10 protein-coding genes and 1 pseudogene are annotated in these 16,163 nt (G+C 70.1%); 6 read left to right on the forward strand and 5 right to left on the reverse strand.

All coding sequences use genetic code 11. From position 1 onward, the window contains the following. Positions 1-3: 3 nt before the first annotated feature. Genes HYU53_16000 through HYU53_16020 form a run of 5 tightly spaced genes read right to left on the reverse strand, consistent with a single transcriptional unit; the run spans position 4 to position 9,906 of the window. The gene (locus HYU53_16000) at positions 4-2,688 is read right to left on the reverse strand and encodes a hypothetical protein (protein MBI2222696.1); all 2,685 of its coding nucleotides are present in this window, start codon (positions 2,686-2,688) and stop codon (positions 4-6) included. Positions 2,689-2,699: 11 nt separating this feature from the next. Continuing rightward, positions 2,700-4,055, reverse strand: a complete 1,356-nt coding sequence (locus HYU53_16005) for an HD-GYP domain-containing protein (protein ID MBI2222697.1) — start codon at positions 4,053-4,055, stop codon at positions 2,700-2,702. Beyond that, positions 4,056-6,266 (reverse strand): HEAT repeat domain-containing protein, encoded by a 2,211-nt coding sequence (locus HYU53_16010; protein ID MBI2222698.1) that lies wholly within the window; start codon positions 6,264-6,266, stop codon positions 4,056-4,058. Further along, on the reverse strand, positions 6,263-7,648 hold the full coding sequence (locus tag HYU53_16015) for an HD-GYP domain-containing protein (GenBank protein MBI2222699.1): 1,386 nt from the start codon (positions 7,646-7,648) through the stop codon (positions 6,263-6,265). The genes HYU53_16010 and HYU53_16015 overlap by 4 nt, the downstream gene beginning before the upstream one ends. Beyond that, positions 7,645-9,906 (reverse strand): HEAT repeat domain-containing protein, encoded by a 2,262-nt coding sequence (locus HYU53_16020; GenBank protein MBI2222700.1) that lies wholly within the window; start codon positions 9,904-9,906, stop codon positions 7,645-7,647. The genes HYU53_16015 and HYU53_16020 overlap by 4 nt, the downstream gene beginning before the upstream one ends. Before the next feature lie 40 nt (positions 9,907-9,946). Here HYU53_16020 and HYU53_16025 point away from each other — a divergent pair. The 6 genes and pseudogenes from HYU53_16025 (at position 9,947) to tsaD (ending at position 16,050) form a co-directional block, all read left to right on the forward strand. After that, positions 9,947-11,211, forward strand: a pseudogene (locus HYU53_16025) (thymidine phosphorylase). A 5-nt stretch (positions 11,212-11,216) separates the two neighbouring features. Further along, positions 11,217-12,602: a NupC/NupG family nucleoside CNT transporter gene (locus HYU53_16030; GenBank protein MBI2222701.1), complete on the forward strand. Its 1,386-nt coding sequence runs from the start codon at positions 11,217-11,219 to the stop codon at positions 12,600-12,602. Positions 12,603-12,604: 2 nt separating this feature from the next. Further along, positions 12,605-13,429 carry a purine-nucleoside phosphorylase gene (locus tag HYU53_16035; GenBank protein ID MBI2222702.1) on the forward strand — a complete coding sequence of 275 codons (825 nt, stop codon included), beginning with the start codon at positions 12,605-12,607 and terminating at the stop codon, positions 13,427-13,429. Then, positions 13,416-13,832 carry a cytidine deaminase gene (locus HYU53_16040; GenBank protein ID MBI2222703.1) on the forward strand — a complete coding sequence of 139 codons (417 nt, stop codon included), beginning with the start codon at positions 13,416-13,418 and terminating at the stop codon, positions 13,830-13,832. Before HYU53_16035 ends, HYU53_16040 begins: the two co-directional genes overlap by 14 nt. A 47-nt stretch (positions 13,833-13,879) precedes the next feature. Beyond that, a complete protein-coding gene (mtnA, locus tag HYU53_16045; GenBank protein ID MBI2222704.1) occupies positions 13,880-14,938 on the forward strand; it encodes an S-methyl-5-thioribose-1-phosphate isomerase in 1,059 nt (352 codons plus the stop codon). Between the two features lie 11 nt (positions 14,939-14,949). Continuing rightward, positions 14,950-16,050, forward strand: coding sequence for a tRNA (adenosine(37)-N6)-threonylcarbamoyltransferase complex transferase subunit TsaD (gene tsaD, locus HYU53_16050; GenBank protein MBI2222705.1), 1,101 nt, complete (start codon positions 14,950-14,952; stop codon positions 16,048-16,050). Positions 16,051-16,163 lie beyond the last annotated feature (113 nt).

Genomic DNA, 16,163 nt, shown 5'->3' on the forward strand with positions numbered 1-16,163 from the left:
GGACTAATTAGGCGAAGGGGTCGTGCGGGCCGCGGGTTGGGCCGTGCTCGTCGCGAGGTACAGCGAGTTGAAGAACAGCTTGAACGTGCCCCAGGTCTGCGCGCGGTTCTGCACCCGGAAGGTGTGCATGATGATGCGGCCGCGCCCGGTCGTGAAGTCAATCGACGCGGCGCTGCCTCGCAGCTTCTCGTCGCCGATGATCCATCCGCTGCGCAGCAGCGGCTCCTGCGGGTACCGCGCCACGACCGACGCCTGGGTCGCGGTAAAGGCCGGCAGCACGCGATAGCCGCCGTTGCTGATGAACATCGCATCGGCCGACTCCGGCATGCCGAAGCCGAGCGGGTGCCGGTTGTCCACCGCGATCTTCAGGATCGATCCCGGGCAGAAAAACGTGTCCTGGTCGAGCCCGCGCAGCACGTTTTCCGCGGGCACGCCGAGGTGCTCGATGGCGAACTGCGCCGAGTTGCCGAGCGTCACGATCGTGCCGCCGGCGTTGACGAACTCGCGCAGGTTGCGGACGCCGTCCTCGCCGAGCCCCCCCTTGTGCTCCGGGTAGGCGCTGCGCGCGGTGATGCCGCGCATGATCTGCGCGACGCTCATCTCGGGAAACACGACGACGTCAAAGCGCGAGTGCAGGTTCGGCCGCCGCAGGTCGGCGGCGCGCGCCTGCGTGTAGGAGAAGTCGTGCTGCTCGAGCAGCCAGCGCGTCCACCCCGCGTCCATGTTGCCTCCCCAGGGCTCGAACAGCGCGATGCGCGGCGCACGCACCGGCAGGGTGCGCGCGGAGACGGAGGCGGTGGCCTCGACGGCCAGCCCAAGCTCGCTGGACACCCTGGCGACCTGCTCGCGCGACGCGCCGCGGACGATGATTGCGCCGGGGCCGAAGCTCCGGCCATTCACCACGATGGGCTCGTGCGCCCACGCGACGTCCGCTCCGGCCTTCAGCAGCCGGTTGCTCGCGGTGACCGCGGCATCAGCCGCATGGTCCAGCACGAACGTTCCGCCGTTCCCGCTCACGCGCCCCAGCCTGGCGTCGAAGCCATCGGGAAGCAACGCGAGCCTGGCGTCGAACGGCGCGTCCACCTTGATCGTGTCCACCCCCATGAGCATCCCGAGCGACCAGGCGCTCACGTCATACGGGCGGTCGATGGGCGCGCTCGCGAAAGGCCAGCGGATGTCGGGATACTTCTGCGGTTCGAGCAGGTCCTTGATCCAGCGGCCGAACGGCTGCGAGAGCAGCGCGACGTACGTGCCCGCGGGATACGTGCGCCCGTCGGCGGTGAACGGCGCCTCCGCACGCCGGACCTCCCCGGCTTCCGCCTGGATCAGCTGCACCAGCTTGACGACGGCGCCGGGGTCGCGCTGGTCAGCGGGGATCACGTACGCGTACGGCGAGCCCTTGGCGTAGAGATCGATGGCGCGCCGGTTCATCAGGTAGAAGTTGCGCTTCAGGGTTTCTCTGTTGTTCGCGACTCCTTCGAGCAGTCCGAGCGCCGACGTGAACTGGTAGTCCACGACATCGGCCAGGCTCCACGAACCGCCCAGCCAAGGCTGGGTGTAGTTCATCCGGTACTGGACATCGGTTGGAGCGGGCACCGGCGCGCTCGGATCCCGGTCCGCGAATCCGCCTTCGCGGCCGGGGGCTTCGGCCGGCCGGGGCGGGCGGCTCGGGTCCGCCTTCTCCTGCACGAGCGTCGTGCCGAGGCGCGAGCTTGCCACCTCGGTGAGCAGCGCAATCATGTTGTGCCACCACGGGTTCGTGCTGTTCGCGCCCTGCCAGAACCCCGTGTACTGCTCGCCCCAGACGACGCCGGTCTTTCCCGCCTCCGCCAGCTTGGTCGCCATCGACTGCCCGAGCAGGTTGGTCTCCGCCCACACGAGCGGATCGATGTTCGGATTGGGCGGGTTCTTGAAGGGCGGCACGAAGATCCGCGCGCGGTTCGAGCCCATCTGGTGCTTGTCGAGATACACCTCGGGCAGCCAGTCCTTGTACGTCACGCGCGTCAGGTGCTGCGTCTCGACCTGCGTGAGCATGTAGTTGTCGCGGTTGTTATCGTGGCCGATGTACTTGTGGTACAGCTCCGGCAGCGGCGCGTCCTCGTGCGGCGTGCCGACGTTCTTCATGTACCAGTCCGCCACCATCTGCTGCCCGTCCGGGTTCTGCGAGGGGATGAGCAGCAGGATGACGTTCTTCAGCACGTGGTCCACCCAAGGCGACTGCTCGGTGGCGAGTTTGTACAAAAGATCGTTGACCATCTGGCTGTTGCCGATCTCGGTCGCGTGCACGTTGGTGCCGATGAGCAGCACCGCCTTGCCCTCGCGGGCGATGCGCGCGGCGTCCGCCTCGCTCGTCTTTCGCGGATCGGCGAGCTTCTTCTGCGCCTCCTGGTAGGCCCCCAGGCTCGCGATGGCATCGGGCGACGACACGATCGCCATGATGTAGGGCTTGCCCATCGTCGTCTTGCCGAGTTCCTGCACGACGACGCGGTCCGACGCCCGGTCGACGATCTGGAAGTACTCGACGATGCGGTTCCACGGCGCGAGCTTCTTTTCCGCGCCCATCTTGAAGCCGAAGAACTGTTCCGGCGTCGGCGCCTTCGCCGGTTGCGCCGGGGCGGCGGAGGACGCGAGCACGAGCAGGCAGCCGGCGACAACGGCGTGACGGAGCAGGCGGGAGTGCGTGTGCATGGTGACCAATCCTACATGAACGTCAGGGGATCGATGCCGAAGTGCGCCGGGTCGAGCGGCGCGCTGACTGTCATAGGCTGACCGTGAGCGTCGACCGCGTCCCACAGGTTGCGGTCGAGCGGGACGTCGAGCCGCTCGCCGCCGGCATCCGCGATGACGCGCACCCGCGGGCGGTACGGATCGGGTGCGTGGATCTTGACGACGACCGCCAGCTCCCCCGTGCTCAGGCGGACCAGGTTGCCGGGCGGGAAGATGCCCATCAGCTGCGCGAAGCGGCGCACGAGGTGCTGGTCGAAATGCGCGCCATCATCCTTCTTCAGGACGGCCAGGATGCGGTCCGAGGGAAACGCCTCCTGGTACGCGCGCTGCGATCGCATGGCGTCGTAGACGTCCGCGATGCTGCACAGCTGCGTGCCGACGTTGAGCGCGCTCCGCCGCACGCCGCCCGGATACCCCGTGCCGTCCACGCGAAGATGGTGCTCGAAGGCGACGATCGGCGCCAGGATCGGCATCTCCGGCGTGCGCCGCAGGATTTCCGCGCCCTCCACCGGGTGCCGCTTCATGATCTCGAACTCGCCGTCGGTGAGCTTCTCGGGCTTGTTGAGCACCTCTTTCGGCGTCCGCACCTTGCCGATGTCGTGCATCAGCGCCGAGAGGCCGAATTCCCGCAGCAGCCGGCCCTCGATCCCGAGGGCGCGCGCCTGACCCATCGTGAGGATCGACACGTTCACCATGTGCGTGAACGTGTAGTTGTCGTACGTCTTCATCGCCGTCAGCGCGATCAGGGCGGTCCGGTTCTGCGTCACCGCCTCCGAAAGCCCTTCGACGGTCTGGAGCGCCAGCGCCACGTCCGGCTTGCCCTCGCTCTGCGCGCTGTCCCACACCGACTGCGCGCTGGTGACCGCGTTGGCATACAGCCGCCGGATCGCGGCCATGTCGCTCTGGATGCCCTCGGTCGATTCCTCCTGGCTCGTGATGCGCCCCACGCGGATGTGCGGCAACGACGCGAACTGATCGGCGTTTGCCGAGGTCGCGACCAGGCGCATGAACGCCTCCAGCTCCTCGCCGCCGATGCCGCGCTCGAACGACACGCGCTCGATCCCCTGTGACTGCAGCTTCTTGATCAGGTCGCCCATTTGCGCGCTGGCTTTCGCCATCGGCGTGTCGGCGACGACGAGCTGCCCGCCGACGATGCCGGCCGTGAGCGACGGGTGAAGCCCGTGGAGCTGCCGGATGAGCGCGAGCAGCGCTTCGAGGTTGCGCGCGGTGAGCGGGTGGCCGGGCGCGTACAGCTGCGAGCCGCGAATGCCGGACGCGAGCTTGCGAAGCACGTCGTCGTAGAGCGCGACGCGGTCGATGTCTGCCACCTACTTGCCCTGCCTTCCCAGTTCCATTCGTGCCGCGCGCCGCGCGCCGCGCGGGCCGGATGCCGCCGCCTCGCGCAGCGCCTGCAGCGCCGTTTCGCCGCCGATGCGCCCCAACGCTTCAACAGCCGCCCGACGGTGTTCCCGGGTCTGCCACGGCGACCAGAGATCGCCCTGGTAGAGCGCGTACTTGAGCGCCTCGACCGCCTCGGTGCCGCCGAAGCTGCCCAGGGCCTCGATGGCCGCGAGGAACAGGGGCCGCAACGCATGCCGATCGATCTTCGGCAGCAGGTACGTGAGCAACGGCGCCGCGCGCTCGTCGTTCAGCGTCGTGAGTTCCCCGGCCAGGCTGGCGCGCGCGGGGCCGTCGGCGGAGAGCGCCTTGAGCACGGCCGCGTAGGCCAGCTCGTTTCCGCCAAGCAGCACCGTCCGGAGCGCCTCGCGCTGCACCCGCGGCTCGCGATCGGTGAGCAACGGCTCGAGCGTGTTGAGGTTCTCGCTGCCGCCGAACTCGCTCAGGAGGTACGCCGCCGTGCGCCGCACTTCCCAGTTCGAGGCGTTCAACAGCTGCTGGACCGCCTCGCGCCCGCGCTTTCCGAACATCACGAGCACTTCGCGCACCCGGCGGCGCGCCTTCGGGTCCGCCTCGCCCGCCAGCGCTTCGGCCAGCGGCGGGATGACGGCGGGCCCGACCATGCCGGACAGCCGCTTGAAATACTCGAACTCGTCGTCGGTGGCGGTCCGGAGCATCTTGACCGCGTGCCGGAGCAGCGCGCCTCTCGCGAGCCGGTCGAGCGTGGGGCCGGCCTGTGCCGCGCGCGGCGACCCCTCCCGGCTTCCCTCAACGGCCACCAGTTCGGCCAGGCGGCGAGCCACCTCCAGCTGGCCGAGGCGCGCCAGGTCGTCGATGTGGCTCACAACCGTGTCCGCCAGGTCGCGCCAGCGCGCGGGGTCCTGCTCGACCGCCAGCAGGTCCTCCAGCAGCTGCAGGTCGAGATCGCGCATCGCCGCATCGCTGACGCTGCCCATCCACGCGGCGATGCGCTCCGGCGGGTCGTCGCTCGCCTTCTCGACGTCCACGGCACGCGACCGCGACCCGGACAGCTCGCGCCCGTAATCTTCGGACACGAACGACTCGTCGCTGTAGGTCGTCAGCATCTTCTCGACGCGATCCCACAGCTCCTCGAAGGTTTCCTCCCGGCCGATGGGAGACTGCGCGACTTGCTCCTCGGCCAGGGCGAGCAGCTGACGCTTGCGGTCCACGTCCGGGACGAGCGTCTCGAACGCCTGCGCGAGGCGCTCGCTCGCGCCGTGCTCCTCGATGACCGAGCCGGCGACGAATCCCGCGATTGCCGGATCGCTCATCCGGTCGACGACCGCCCCGACCACGTCGAGCGGGCCCGCCTGCGCCTCCTGCGTCATGCGCTGCGCGAGCAGGCTCACCATGGCGTCCGCGCTGAGCCGCCCGGCCGCGTCGGCCATCGTCTTCAGGACGCCCTCGAGCTGGTCGGGCTGGTGTTTCGCGACGTACTCGGCGAGCCCTTTCAGCAGCTTCAGGAACGCCGTCGCGTGCGCCCCGTGCCCCTCGCTCTCGGCTGCCTCCTCCAGCTTTGCGACAAGCTCGCGGAGCCTGGCCGGATCGCCGACGACGCCGAGGAGCGCGCGCAGGGCTTCGTCGGTGACCTCGAGGCGAGGGGACCCTTTCAGGCACGCCGCCACGACGTCGTCGATGAGCGCCGCGGTCCCGGAGCGCTCGCGCAGGACCTCGGCGTAATCGACCTCGTGGATCTCGATGCTCGATCCGCCGCTGCGGCTCCAGAGGTGCGCGATCCCTCCATCGGCCCGGTTTTCCTCGGGCGTGCGCGCGAGCAGCAGCAGGAAGGATCGCCACGTCTGCTCGTCGGCGCCGCCGTGCAGCACGATGCTGGCGATCGTCTGCTGGTGGAGGAGCTGCGCGAGCTCCGCGATCGCCGCGTCCGGCCTCGCCGCGGGTGCGCCGCCGACGAGGATGCTGTCCGGCCTGAGCTGCATCGCAAACGGCCCGGCCGCGGTGGCGCGCGAGGTGGCCTCCACCAGCTTCCCGAGGGTCGCGCCGATTGCGGGATGCGCCGCGGGGTACAGCGACACCGCGCGCGCCGCCGCCTTGCAGGCGCGCGCGAACTCCGTGAGCGCCTGCGTCATTTCCGGCGACAGCGGCTCGCGCGCGTCCGTCAATTCGCACCCTCCGTGTTCAGGTGGGACAGCGGGTCGATGTTCGCGGTCTCCGGATCCACCGCTTCCACCACGCCGCGGGCGTAGTCACCCTGCAGGTCCCGTTCCCACGTGTTGACGAGGACGGGAGATTCGAGGGGTTCCCCCCGCGCATCGCGGATGATCTTCACCTGAGGCCGGAAGGGATCGTGCGGGTGCTCGTGCGTGACGACGCCGAGTTCCTCGGTGCCGAGGCGCACCAGCGTGCCGACCGGGTAGAGGCCCATCAGGTTGATGAACCGCCGCAGCAGCGCGCGGTTGAACGCGGTGCTGTCCTGTTGCGCCATGATGGCCTTGACGCGCGCGGTGGGGAGCCCCTGCCGGTAGATGCGGTTGCTGCGCAGCGCATCGTACACGTCCGCGATGCTGACCACCATCGTGCACAGGTTGAGCCGCCGCGACCCGATGTTCTCCGGGTAGCCGGAAAGGTCCTGCTTCAGGTGATGCTCGAAGGCGACGATGGGCGCAAGTGCCGGCATTTCGGGCGTGCGCCGGAGTATATGCGCGCCGTCGATCACGTGCCGCTTCATCACCTCGAATTCGTCCCTGGACAGCTTGTCGGGCTTGTTGAGGACGTCAACCGGGGTGTTCACCTTGCCGATGTCGTGCATCAGCGCCGCGAACCCGAATTCGCGCAGCAGCGGCCCCTGCACGTTGAGCGATCGCGCCAGCGCCATCGCCAGCACGGCGACGTTCACCATGTGCGTAAACGTGTAGTTGTCGTACTTCTTGAGCGCGGTGAGCGCCATCAGCGACGTGCGGTCCTGCGAGACCAGGCGCGCCAGGCTGTCGATAATCGTGCGCGCGGCCGCGGGATCCGGCTGGTCCCCGGCCTTCGCGGCGTCCCAGAGGGACTCGGCCGTGTCGACCGCCGTGCCATAGAGCTTCTTCGCCGCGACGAGGCCGACCGAGCCGCCCTCGTCTTCCGACACCACGATCCGGCCGACGGTGATTCCGCGCAGGGCGCTCCGCTCGAGCCGGCTCGCGAGCGGCTCGCGCGAGGTGTGGTCGCCGAGCGCCGCGACGAACGCGCGCACCTCCTCGCGCGTGACGCCGCGCGAGAAGGTGATCTTCTCCACCTCGCGCGCGCGCAGGTCGCGCACGAAGCCGACAAGCCCGGCCGCGCTCCGCGTGAGGCGCTGGCCGTCGACGACGACTTCATCGCCGACAAATCCGACGACAAGCTGGTCGGACGACTGCAGCGCGCGGGCGCACAACGCCGCGAGCGCGTCGGTCCCGCGCTGCACGAGCGGGTGGCCCGGCGCGTACAACGAGGATGCGCGGACGGCCGCCGCCAGGCGCCGGACGAGCTCCTCGGCGTGCGCCGCCCCAGTCATCGCCGTCATTCCCGGCTCTCGCGAGACGGCCCGGCCGCCGCGATCTTTCTCACCAGACGATCGCCGCGCGCCGCCGCATCGGCGATCGCCCGCTGCGCCGCGGGCGTCCCGACCCGGCGCAGCGCCGTCACGGCGGTCTCGGCGAGCGCCCGCCGCTTCCGGCGGGCGAACCACCTGCGCCGGTGCATCAGGCCGGCCACCGTGCCGACCGCCGGATCCCCGACCATCGCGCCGAGCGTCCCGAGCGCGTTCAGCGTGTCGAGCACGACCGCGTGGTCCGCGCCGAGCGCGTCGCTTTCCGCCAGGATGCGAGACAGCACCGGCACCACGCGCGGGTCCCGCTCCGCGGCGAGGGCGCCGACCACCGCCTGGCGCGCCTCCCCCGTGGCGGCGCGCAGCACGGTGTGAACCGCCCGTGCCGCCGCGGGATCCTCGATGTTCGACAGCGCGCGGACGGTCTGCCGAAGCAGGCGGGAATCGTGGCTGCGGAGCAACGGCTGCAGGAAGGGCACCGCCTCCGGCGAGCCGATCGCCTGGAACAGTTCACAGGCGTTGCGCTGCACGTGCCACCTGGGGTCCGCAAGCAGCGGCGCGAGCCGCGGGATGGCGGCGGCGCCGCACGCCACGATCATCGCCGACGCACGCGCCCGCGCTCGCGGGAGATGGCCATCGTCGAGCGTCATCACCTCGCGCAGCGCGTCCACGACGGCGGCGCCGATCGCGCCGGCGAATGTCTCCACCTGTGCGAGCTGCGCGTCGTCCATGTCGTCGAGCAGCATCACCGTGTCGCGCACGGCCGGCGTGCGGGCCAACTGGTCGAGCGCGACGCGGCACGCCTCGCGAGTGGGCGCCGCGCGGTCGGCCGCGCGGCCGGCCATCGCGGCGCCGATGGCGGCGGCCGCCTCGTAGTCGCCCGCCATCAGCATGTCTTCGGCGAGCGCCGCCAGGTCGGCCGCGAGGGCGGGCGCGCGACCGGCGTCGCTTTCCAGGTTCAGCAGATCGATCAGCAGGGAGACCGACAGCCGGCGCACGTGATCCTGATCGAGCGTCTGCATCCACTCGCCCAGCTCCGGCGGCAGGTCCGCGGCGGCCGCCATGCGCGCGGCCCGCTCGCCGGCCTGATCCAGCCCGGCGCGGTATTCGGCGGAGACGAAGGGGCGCTCGTTGTAGTTGAGGAGCAGCTCCTCCATCGACTGCCACATGGCCTCGAACTCGCTCCGCCGGCCGAACTCGGTTTCGGCCATCAGCGTCCGCGTGAGGCGCAGCACGCGACGGCGGCGGTCTTCGTCCGGCGCGATCGTTTCGAACACCGAGGCGAGCCGCGCCGACGCCTGTCCTTCGAGCGCCAGCGTGGTCGCCAGCAGCTGCGCGACCTTCACGTCGTCGAACGCCGCCGCGACGCCCGCCATCACCACCACTGAGGCAGCGTGTCCGGTTCCGGGCCGGCCGGCCTGCTCGTCCTGCGCGCCGCGCATCATCTGGAGCGCGACCCGCGGATCGAGCTCGGCGGTGGCTGCCGCCAGGTTCCGGACGATCTCGTCACGGCGTTCCGGCGCCAGCACCGTGACAATGTTGTGGAGGTGGTCGTAGGCGGCGACGATCGCCGCCGCCTGGGTGGTCACGAGCGGCGATCCATCCGGCGTGCAGTTGGGCGCCATGACGTCCTGCGCCAGCGCGCCGATCGCGTCGGTGCTGCCGGCGATTTCGAGCAGGCGGCGCTGCACGGCGTCGTCCAGGATCTTCTTGCGATCGAGCACGGACCGCACGATCGCCTGCCAGAGATCGTCGCGGCGCGAGGGGGCGGCGGCGGCCTCGCGCTCCTCGAGGACCTTGCGGTAGTCCACCTGCACGATGGCGATGCCGTGCAGCCCGGTGGTGCGCCACGCTTCGGCCGGGCCCCCGCGCTCGCGCAGCTGCGCCGGGTCGGACGCGATCAGCTCGACGAAGGCCTGCACGGGCTCCGGCGCGAGTTGCGGCGCGAAGACGATTCGAAGGACATCGCGCGCGTGCAGGAGCGCGGCGGCCTCGGCGCCCGGCCCGTGGTCGATCGGCGCGCCCTCATCGATGATGAGCGCGTCAGGCGTGACGCCGACGGCGAGCGGCCGCTCGCGCGCCGCCTCGTCCAGCGCGGACCGGAGCCGGGAGAGCGACGAGGCGACCGCCGGGTGTTCGGCCGGGTACAGCGCGCGGCTTCGCGCCGCCGCGACGATGGCTCGCGCAAGGCCTTGCACCAGCCGCGGAATCTCGGAGGTGGCGGCGTTTGCCATGTGGATGGTGACGCATGGATTATACTCAGCAAATCCCCGCATGACCGCCGTCGACATCATCCGCCTCAAACGTGACGGTCACTCCCTCACCGAAGAACACATCGGCTGGTTTATCGCCGGCGTGACCGCCGGTACCATCCCGGACTACCAGGCCTCCGCGTTCCTGATGGCGGTGTTGCTGCGCGGCATGACCGACCGGGAGACCGCGTGGCTGACCCAGGCGATGGTGCGTTCGGGCGATCGGGCCGACCTCTCGGATCTTCCCGGCGTCAAGGTGGACAAGCACAGTACCGGAGGGGTCGGCGACAAGGCCTCGCTGGTGCTGGCGCCGCTGGCGGCGGCGTGCGGCGCGATCGTGCCGATGATGTCAGGCCGCGGTCTCGGGCACACGGGCGGCACGGTGGACAAGCTGGAATCCATCCCCGGGTTCCGCCTCGATCTGTCGCTCGACGAGATGCGTGCGGCGCTTCGCGCGACCGGCCTGGCGATGATCCAGCAGACCGCCCGCATCGCGCCGGCCGACAAGATCCTGTACGCCCTGCGCGACGTGACGGCGACCGTCGAGAGCATCCCGCTGATCTGCGGGTCCATCATGAGCAAGAAGATCGCCGAGGGGATCGACGCGCTGGTGCTCGACGTGAAGGTGGGCCGCGGCGCGTTCATGAAGACCGAGGCCGACGCGCGCGCGCTTGCCAACTCGCTGGTGGCCATCGGCCAGGCGTCCGGCGTGCGCACCGAGGCGCTGCTGACCGCGAGTCGATCGAGACGCTCAAGGGACGGGGTCCGGACGACCTCGAGCGGCTGTCGGTGGCGCTGGCCGCGCGCATGCTCGTGCTCGCGCGCATCAGTCCCACGATGGCTGACGCCGGCGCGCGCGTGCGCGGCGCGCTCGCCTCCGGCGCGGGGGTCGAGAAGTTCCGCGAGATGGTCGCGCAGCAAGGCGGGGATCCGCGCATCGTGGAGGACTACAGCCTGCTGCCGGTCGCCCCGGACACCTACGTGGTCGGCGCGCCGGTCGAGGGATACCTCGCCTCGCTCGACGGCTTTGTGGTCGGCACCGCGTCGATGCTCCTCGGGGCGGGGCGCGAAAAAGCCTCCGACCGGATCGATCCCGCCGTCGGCATCACGGTGCGCGCCAAACCCGGCGACGAGCTGGAGGCCGGAGAACCGATCCTCGAGCTGCACTACAGGGATGAATCCCGTCTGCGCGCCGCGATTCCCGTGGCCGGGCAGGCCATCGTGATGAGCGATCGCGCGCCCGCCGTTGCGCCGCTCATCATCGACACTATCGGCGAGTCCCGCTGATCCTTATGAACGAGACGACCGCGTCATCCGCACCCGTCCCCCTGCGCAGTCCGTTCGAATATCGCGATCTCGTGGTGCTCGGCGCGGCGGCCGCGCTGGCCCTGGTCGCGGCGGTCGCGGCCCGCGCGCTCGGCGCGCCCAAGGTGCAGGCCATCTGCGGCCTGTTCGTGATCCTGGGCGTGGCCTATGCCTTCTCGAGCAACCGGCGGGCGATCGATCGGCGCACGGTCGCCTGGGGCCTGGTGCTGCAGGTGGTGTTCGCGCTGCTCGTCCTGAAGACGACGGCGGGGCAGCGGACCTTCGCTGTGCTCGGCGATGGCATCAACCGGCTGCTCGGTTTCGCGGGCATTGGCGCCTCGTTCGTGTTCGGGCCGCTCGGTGACAAGACCGTGTGGGGGCGCGTCATGACCTCCGCGCTCGGCGAGGGCGGAGCGGCGTATGCGGTCATCTTCGCCTTCCAGGTCCTGCCGACGATCATCTTCATCGCCGCGCTGTTCGCCATCCTGTACTACTTCGGCGTCATGCAGCTCATCGTCCGGCTGTTCGCGCTGGTGATGCGGCGCTTCATGCGCGCGAGCGGAGCCGAGTCGCTCAACGTCGCGGCCAGCATCTTCATGGGGCAGACGGAGGCGCCGCTGACCATCCGCCCGTACCTCCCGTCGATGACCTACTCCGAGCTGATGACGGTCATGACGTCGGGGATGGCGCACATCTCGGGCGGCATCATGGCCGCCTACATCCTCTTCGGGATCGAGGCCAAGCACCTGCTCACCGCCGTGATCATGACCGCGCCCGGCACGCTGCTCATGGCCAAGATGTTCGTCCCGGAGACGCAGACCCCGCTCACCATGGGGACCGTGAAGCTGGAGGTTGAGAAGACCGACGTCAACGTCATCGATGCGGCGGGGCGCGGCACGGGCGAGGGGTTGCACCTGGCGCTCAACGTCGGCGCGATGCTGATCTCGTTCCTGGCGCTGGTCGCGCTCGTCAACGCCCTGCTCGGCTGGCTCGGCGGCACGATACAGGTGGACCTGAGCCTGCAGCGGGTTTTCGGCTGGGTCTTCGCGCCCGTCGCGTGGTCGATGGGGGTGCCGTGGCGGGATGCGCCGACCATCGGCAACCTGTTGGGCACGCGCATGGTGCTCAACGAGTTCGTCGCCTACTCGCAACTCGGCCCCCTCAAGGACGCGCTCGATCCGCGGTCGTTCACCATCGCCACGTTCGCGCTGTGCGGCTTCGCGAACTTCAGCTCGATCGGCATCCAGATTGGCGGGATCGGCGCGCTGGCGCCGAACCGAAGGCACGACCTCGCGCGGCTCGGACTTCGCGCGATGCTGGCGGGCACGCTCGCCAACTTCGTGACGGCGACGATTGCCGGATTTCTCCTGTAGCCATGGCGCCTGCGACCTACTTCGATCGCGTCCGGGAAGCCGCCGAAGCGCTCGAGGCGCGCGCGGGTGCGCCGGATGTGGCGGTGGTGCTCGGATCGGGCCTGGGCGACTTCTGCGAGCGCCTGCAGGACGCCGTCACCATTCCTTACGACGGGATACCGCACTGGCCCGCCTCACGCATCATCGGCCACGCGGGGCAGCTCGTCGCCGGATCGCTGCGCAGCCGGCGCGTCGCCGCGCTCTCGGGGCGCGTGCATTTCTACGAGGGGCACGACCTGCGCACCGTGACGTTCGCCACGCGCGTGATGGCGGCGCTGGGCGTGCGCACGCTGATCCTGACCAACGCGGCCGGCGGCGTGAACACGGCGTTTCATCCGGGCGCGCTGATGGTGATCGACGACCACATCAACCTGCTCGGCGACAACCCGCTCGTCGGCGAGAACGAGGACCGGTTCGGGCCGCGGTTTCCCGACATGACCGAGGTGTACTCGCGACGGCTGCGCGCCCTCGCGGACGAGGCGTCGCGCGCCACGGGCGTCCCCGTGGTCCACGGCGTCTACGCCGCGCTGCGCGGCCCGAGCTACGAAACGCCGGCCGAGATCCGGTACCTCCGGACGATTGGCGCCGACGCCGTCGGCATGTCGACCGTCCCGGAAGCCATCGCGGCGCGCCATGCGAAAGTCGAGGTGCTGGGCCTCTCGTGCATCTCCAACATGGCCGCGGGCGTGCTGCCTCAGCCCCTTGATCACCACGAAGTGATGGAGACTGCGCGCCGCGTGCGGAAGGCGTTCGGCGCGCTGCTGGAGGACGTCATTGGCCGGCTCTGACCGCGAGGCGGGCGAGCGCCGCCTGGTGGACGCCGCGCGCGCCGTGCGCGCGCGCGCCTACGCGCCGTATTCCGGCTTCCAGGTCGGCGCGGCGCTCGAAGCGGAGGACGGCACGATCGAGGTCGGCTGCAACGTCGAGAACGCCACCTACGGGCTGACGATCTGCGCCGAGCGTTCCGCGATCTTCCGCGCGATTGCGGATGGGCACCGCGGGTTCACCCGCGTGGCCGTTGTGGCGGCCACCGATGACCCGACGCCCCCGTGCGGCGCCTGCCGCCAGCTGCTGTGGGAATTCTGCGGCGACATCGAGGTCGTGCTCGCCAACCTCGACCGCGTGACGGCGCGGTACCGGATGTCCGATCTGCTGCCCGCACCCTTCGACCGCAGATTGCTCGGAAAGTAAGAGTCCCTTTTCCCTTTTGCCTTTTTCCTTCGGTATCATCACTCTTTATGCTTCCAACCATCGACTGGCAGGACGACACCATCGTCATGGTCGACCAGCGCAAGCTGCCCGCGCAGGAAATCTACGTGCGGTGCCGCTCCGCCCAGGAGGTTGCCAAGGCGATTCGCACGATGATCATCCGCGGCGCGCCCGCCATCGGGGTGGCGGCGGCCATGGGAATCGCGCTCGGCGTCAAGAAGAGCAAGGCCAGGGGGACGACGCAGGTCGCCGTGGAGTTCCAGAAGATCTGCGACCTGATGTCCGCGACCCGGCCGACCGCCGTGAACCTGTTCTGGGCGATCACGCACATGAAGCGCGCCTTCGCGGAAGGGGCGCAGGCTGGTGAGTCGCCGGAGGAGCTGGCGGCCCGGCTCGAGCGCGAGGCGCGCCGCATTCACGACGAGGACGTCGAGAGCTGCCGGGCGATGGGCCGGCACGGCGCCGAGGTGGTCCCGGATCGCGCGCGGGTGCTGACGCACTGCAACGCGGGGGCGCTGGCGACGGCCGGATACGGCTCGGCGCTCGGCGTGATTCGCGCCGCGGTCGAGATGGGGAAGAAGATTGCGGTCTTCGCCGACGAGACACGCCCGTTCATGCAGGGGGCGCGGCTCACCGCGTGGGAGCTGGTGCGCGACGGCATCGAGACGACCGTCATCACCGAGTCGATGGCCGGGCCGCTCATGCACGCCGGCGAAATCGACCTGGTCGTCGTCGGCGCCGACCGCATCGCCGCCAACGGCGACGTGGCGAACAAGATCGGCACGTACACCGTGGCCGTGCTGGCGCGCGAGCATCACATCCCGTTCTACGTCGCCGCGCCCATCTCGACGGTTGATCTCGCGACGCCCGACGGTGCGCACATTCCCATCGAGGAGCGCGACCAGCGCGAGGTGACGCATATCGGCTCGTCGCGGCTGACGCCGGAGGGAGCACGGATCCGCAATCCGGCGTTCGACGTGACGCCCCACCGTTACGTGACGGGCATCATCACGGAACGCGGTATTTTTCATCCGCCGTATCTGGAAACGCTGAAGGCGACGGCCGATCCGACGCTGCCGGCGAGGTAAGGCCTGAAGTTGTGAACGTCCTGGGCATCGAAACGTCTTGCGACGAAACGTCGGCGGCCGTCGTCGGTGAGACGGGCGACGCCGCTCGCCCGTGGGCGATCCGCTCGAACGTCATCGCCTCGCAGGTCGCCATCCACCGCGAGTGGGGCGGCGTGGTGCCCGAGCTGGCGTCCCGGCAGCACATCCGCGATATCTGCGGGGTTGTGGAGCGCGCGCTCGCCGACGCCTCGACTTCGTGGCCGGCCATCGACGCGATCGCGGTCACGCAGGGCCCCGGGCTCGTGGGCTCCCTGCTGGTGGGCGTGGCCTTTGCCAAGGCCGCCGGGTTCGCGCGCGACCTGCCTGTTGTTCCGGTCCATCATCTGGCCGGCCACATCGAGTCACTCTTCCTCCACAATGGCGTGCTGCCGCTGCCCGCCGCCGTGCTGGTGGTCTCCGGCGGTCACACCAGTCTCTACTCGGTGCCGCGCGCGGGGCAGTATCAGCTGGTCGGCCGCACGCGCGATGACGCGGCCGGAGAGGCGTACGACAAGGTCGCGAAGATGCTGGGGCTCGGCTACCCGGGAGGGCCGGTGATCGACCGGCTCGCGGCGACCGGCAGCGACCGCGCGTTCGACCTGCCGGTGACCCGGATCACGCACCGCGATCGCGTGTCTCCAGCGGCAACGCCGCCGCCCGGCTTGCTGCCCAGGTCCGTGGAGCTTCAGACTGATTTCAGCTTCAGCGGGCTCAAGACCGCGATGCTGCGAGAGGTGCGCCGCCTGGCGCCCGAGGGAAGCGACCCGCAGCGCATGCTCGCGCCGCAGCAGATCGCGGACCTCTGCGCGAGCTTTCAGCGCGTGGTCGTCGAAGCGCTGCTGGACCGGACGTTTGCCGCGGCGGCGTGGCTGGGTGCCAGCAGCGTGGGCATCGCGGGCGGCGTGTCCGCGAACAGCCGCTTGCGCGCCGATGCGCTGGCACGCGGTGCGGCCGCCGGCCTGCCCGTGTTCGTCCCCAGCCTTGCGCTCTCGACTGACAACGCGGCGATGATCGCCGCGGCAGGCCTGCGCAAGATGGAGGCCGGCGCGCGCGCCCCGCTCGACTTCAACGCGGAAGCCTCGCTCCCGCTGTAGACGCCCGCGAGAATGAACAAAGACCATCTGGACCGCGTTCGCGACTTCGTCCGTGCCTTCAACGCTGGAGACGCCGGCGCCGTGACGGCCTTCTATTCGCCCGCGTGCGAGAC

This window comes from Acidobacteriota bacterium (assembly GCA_016184105.1).
In the GTDB taxonomy this organism is placed as follows: domain Bacteria; phylum Acidobacteriota; class Vicinamibacteria; order Vicinamibacterales; family 2-12-FULL-66-21; genus JACPDI01.

Coding starts and splice junctions, on each gene's coding strand:
- HYU53_16015 (MBI2222699.1), bottom strand. CDS start 7,648: ATGACGGCGATGACTGGGGCGGCGCACGCCGAGGAGCTCGTCCGGCGC.
- HYU53_16020 (MBI2222700.1), bottom strand. CDS start 9,906: ATGGCAAACGCCGCCACCTCCGAGATTCCGCGGCTGGTGCAAGGCCTT.
- HYU53_16000 (MBI2222696.1), bottom strand. CDS start 2,688: ATGCACACGCACTCCCGCCTGCTCCGTCACGCCGTTGTCGCCGGCTGC.
- mtnA (MBI2222704.1), top strand. CDS start 13,880: ATGCTTCCAACCATCGACTGGCAGGACGACACCATCGTCATGGTCGAC.
- HYU53_16030 (MBI2222701.1), top strand. CDS start 11,217: ATGAACGAGACGACCGCGTCATCCGCACCCGTCCCCCTGCGCAGTCCG.
- HYU53_16035 (MBI2222702.1), top strand. CDS start 12,605: ATGGCGCCTGCGACCTACTTCGATCGCGTCCGGGAAGCCGCCGAAGCG.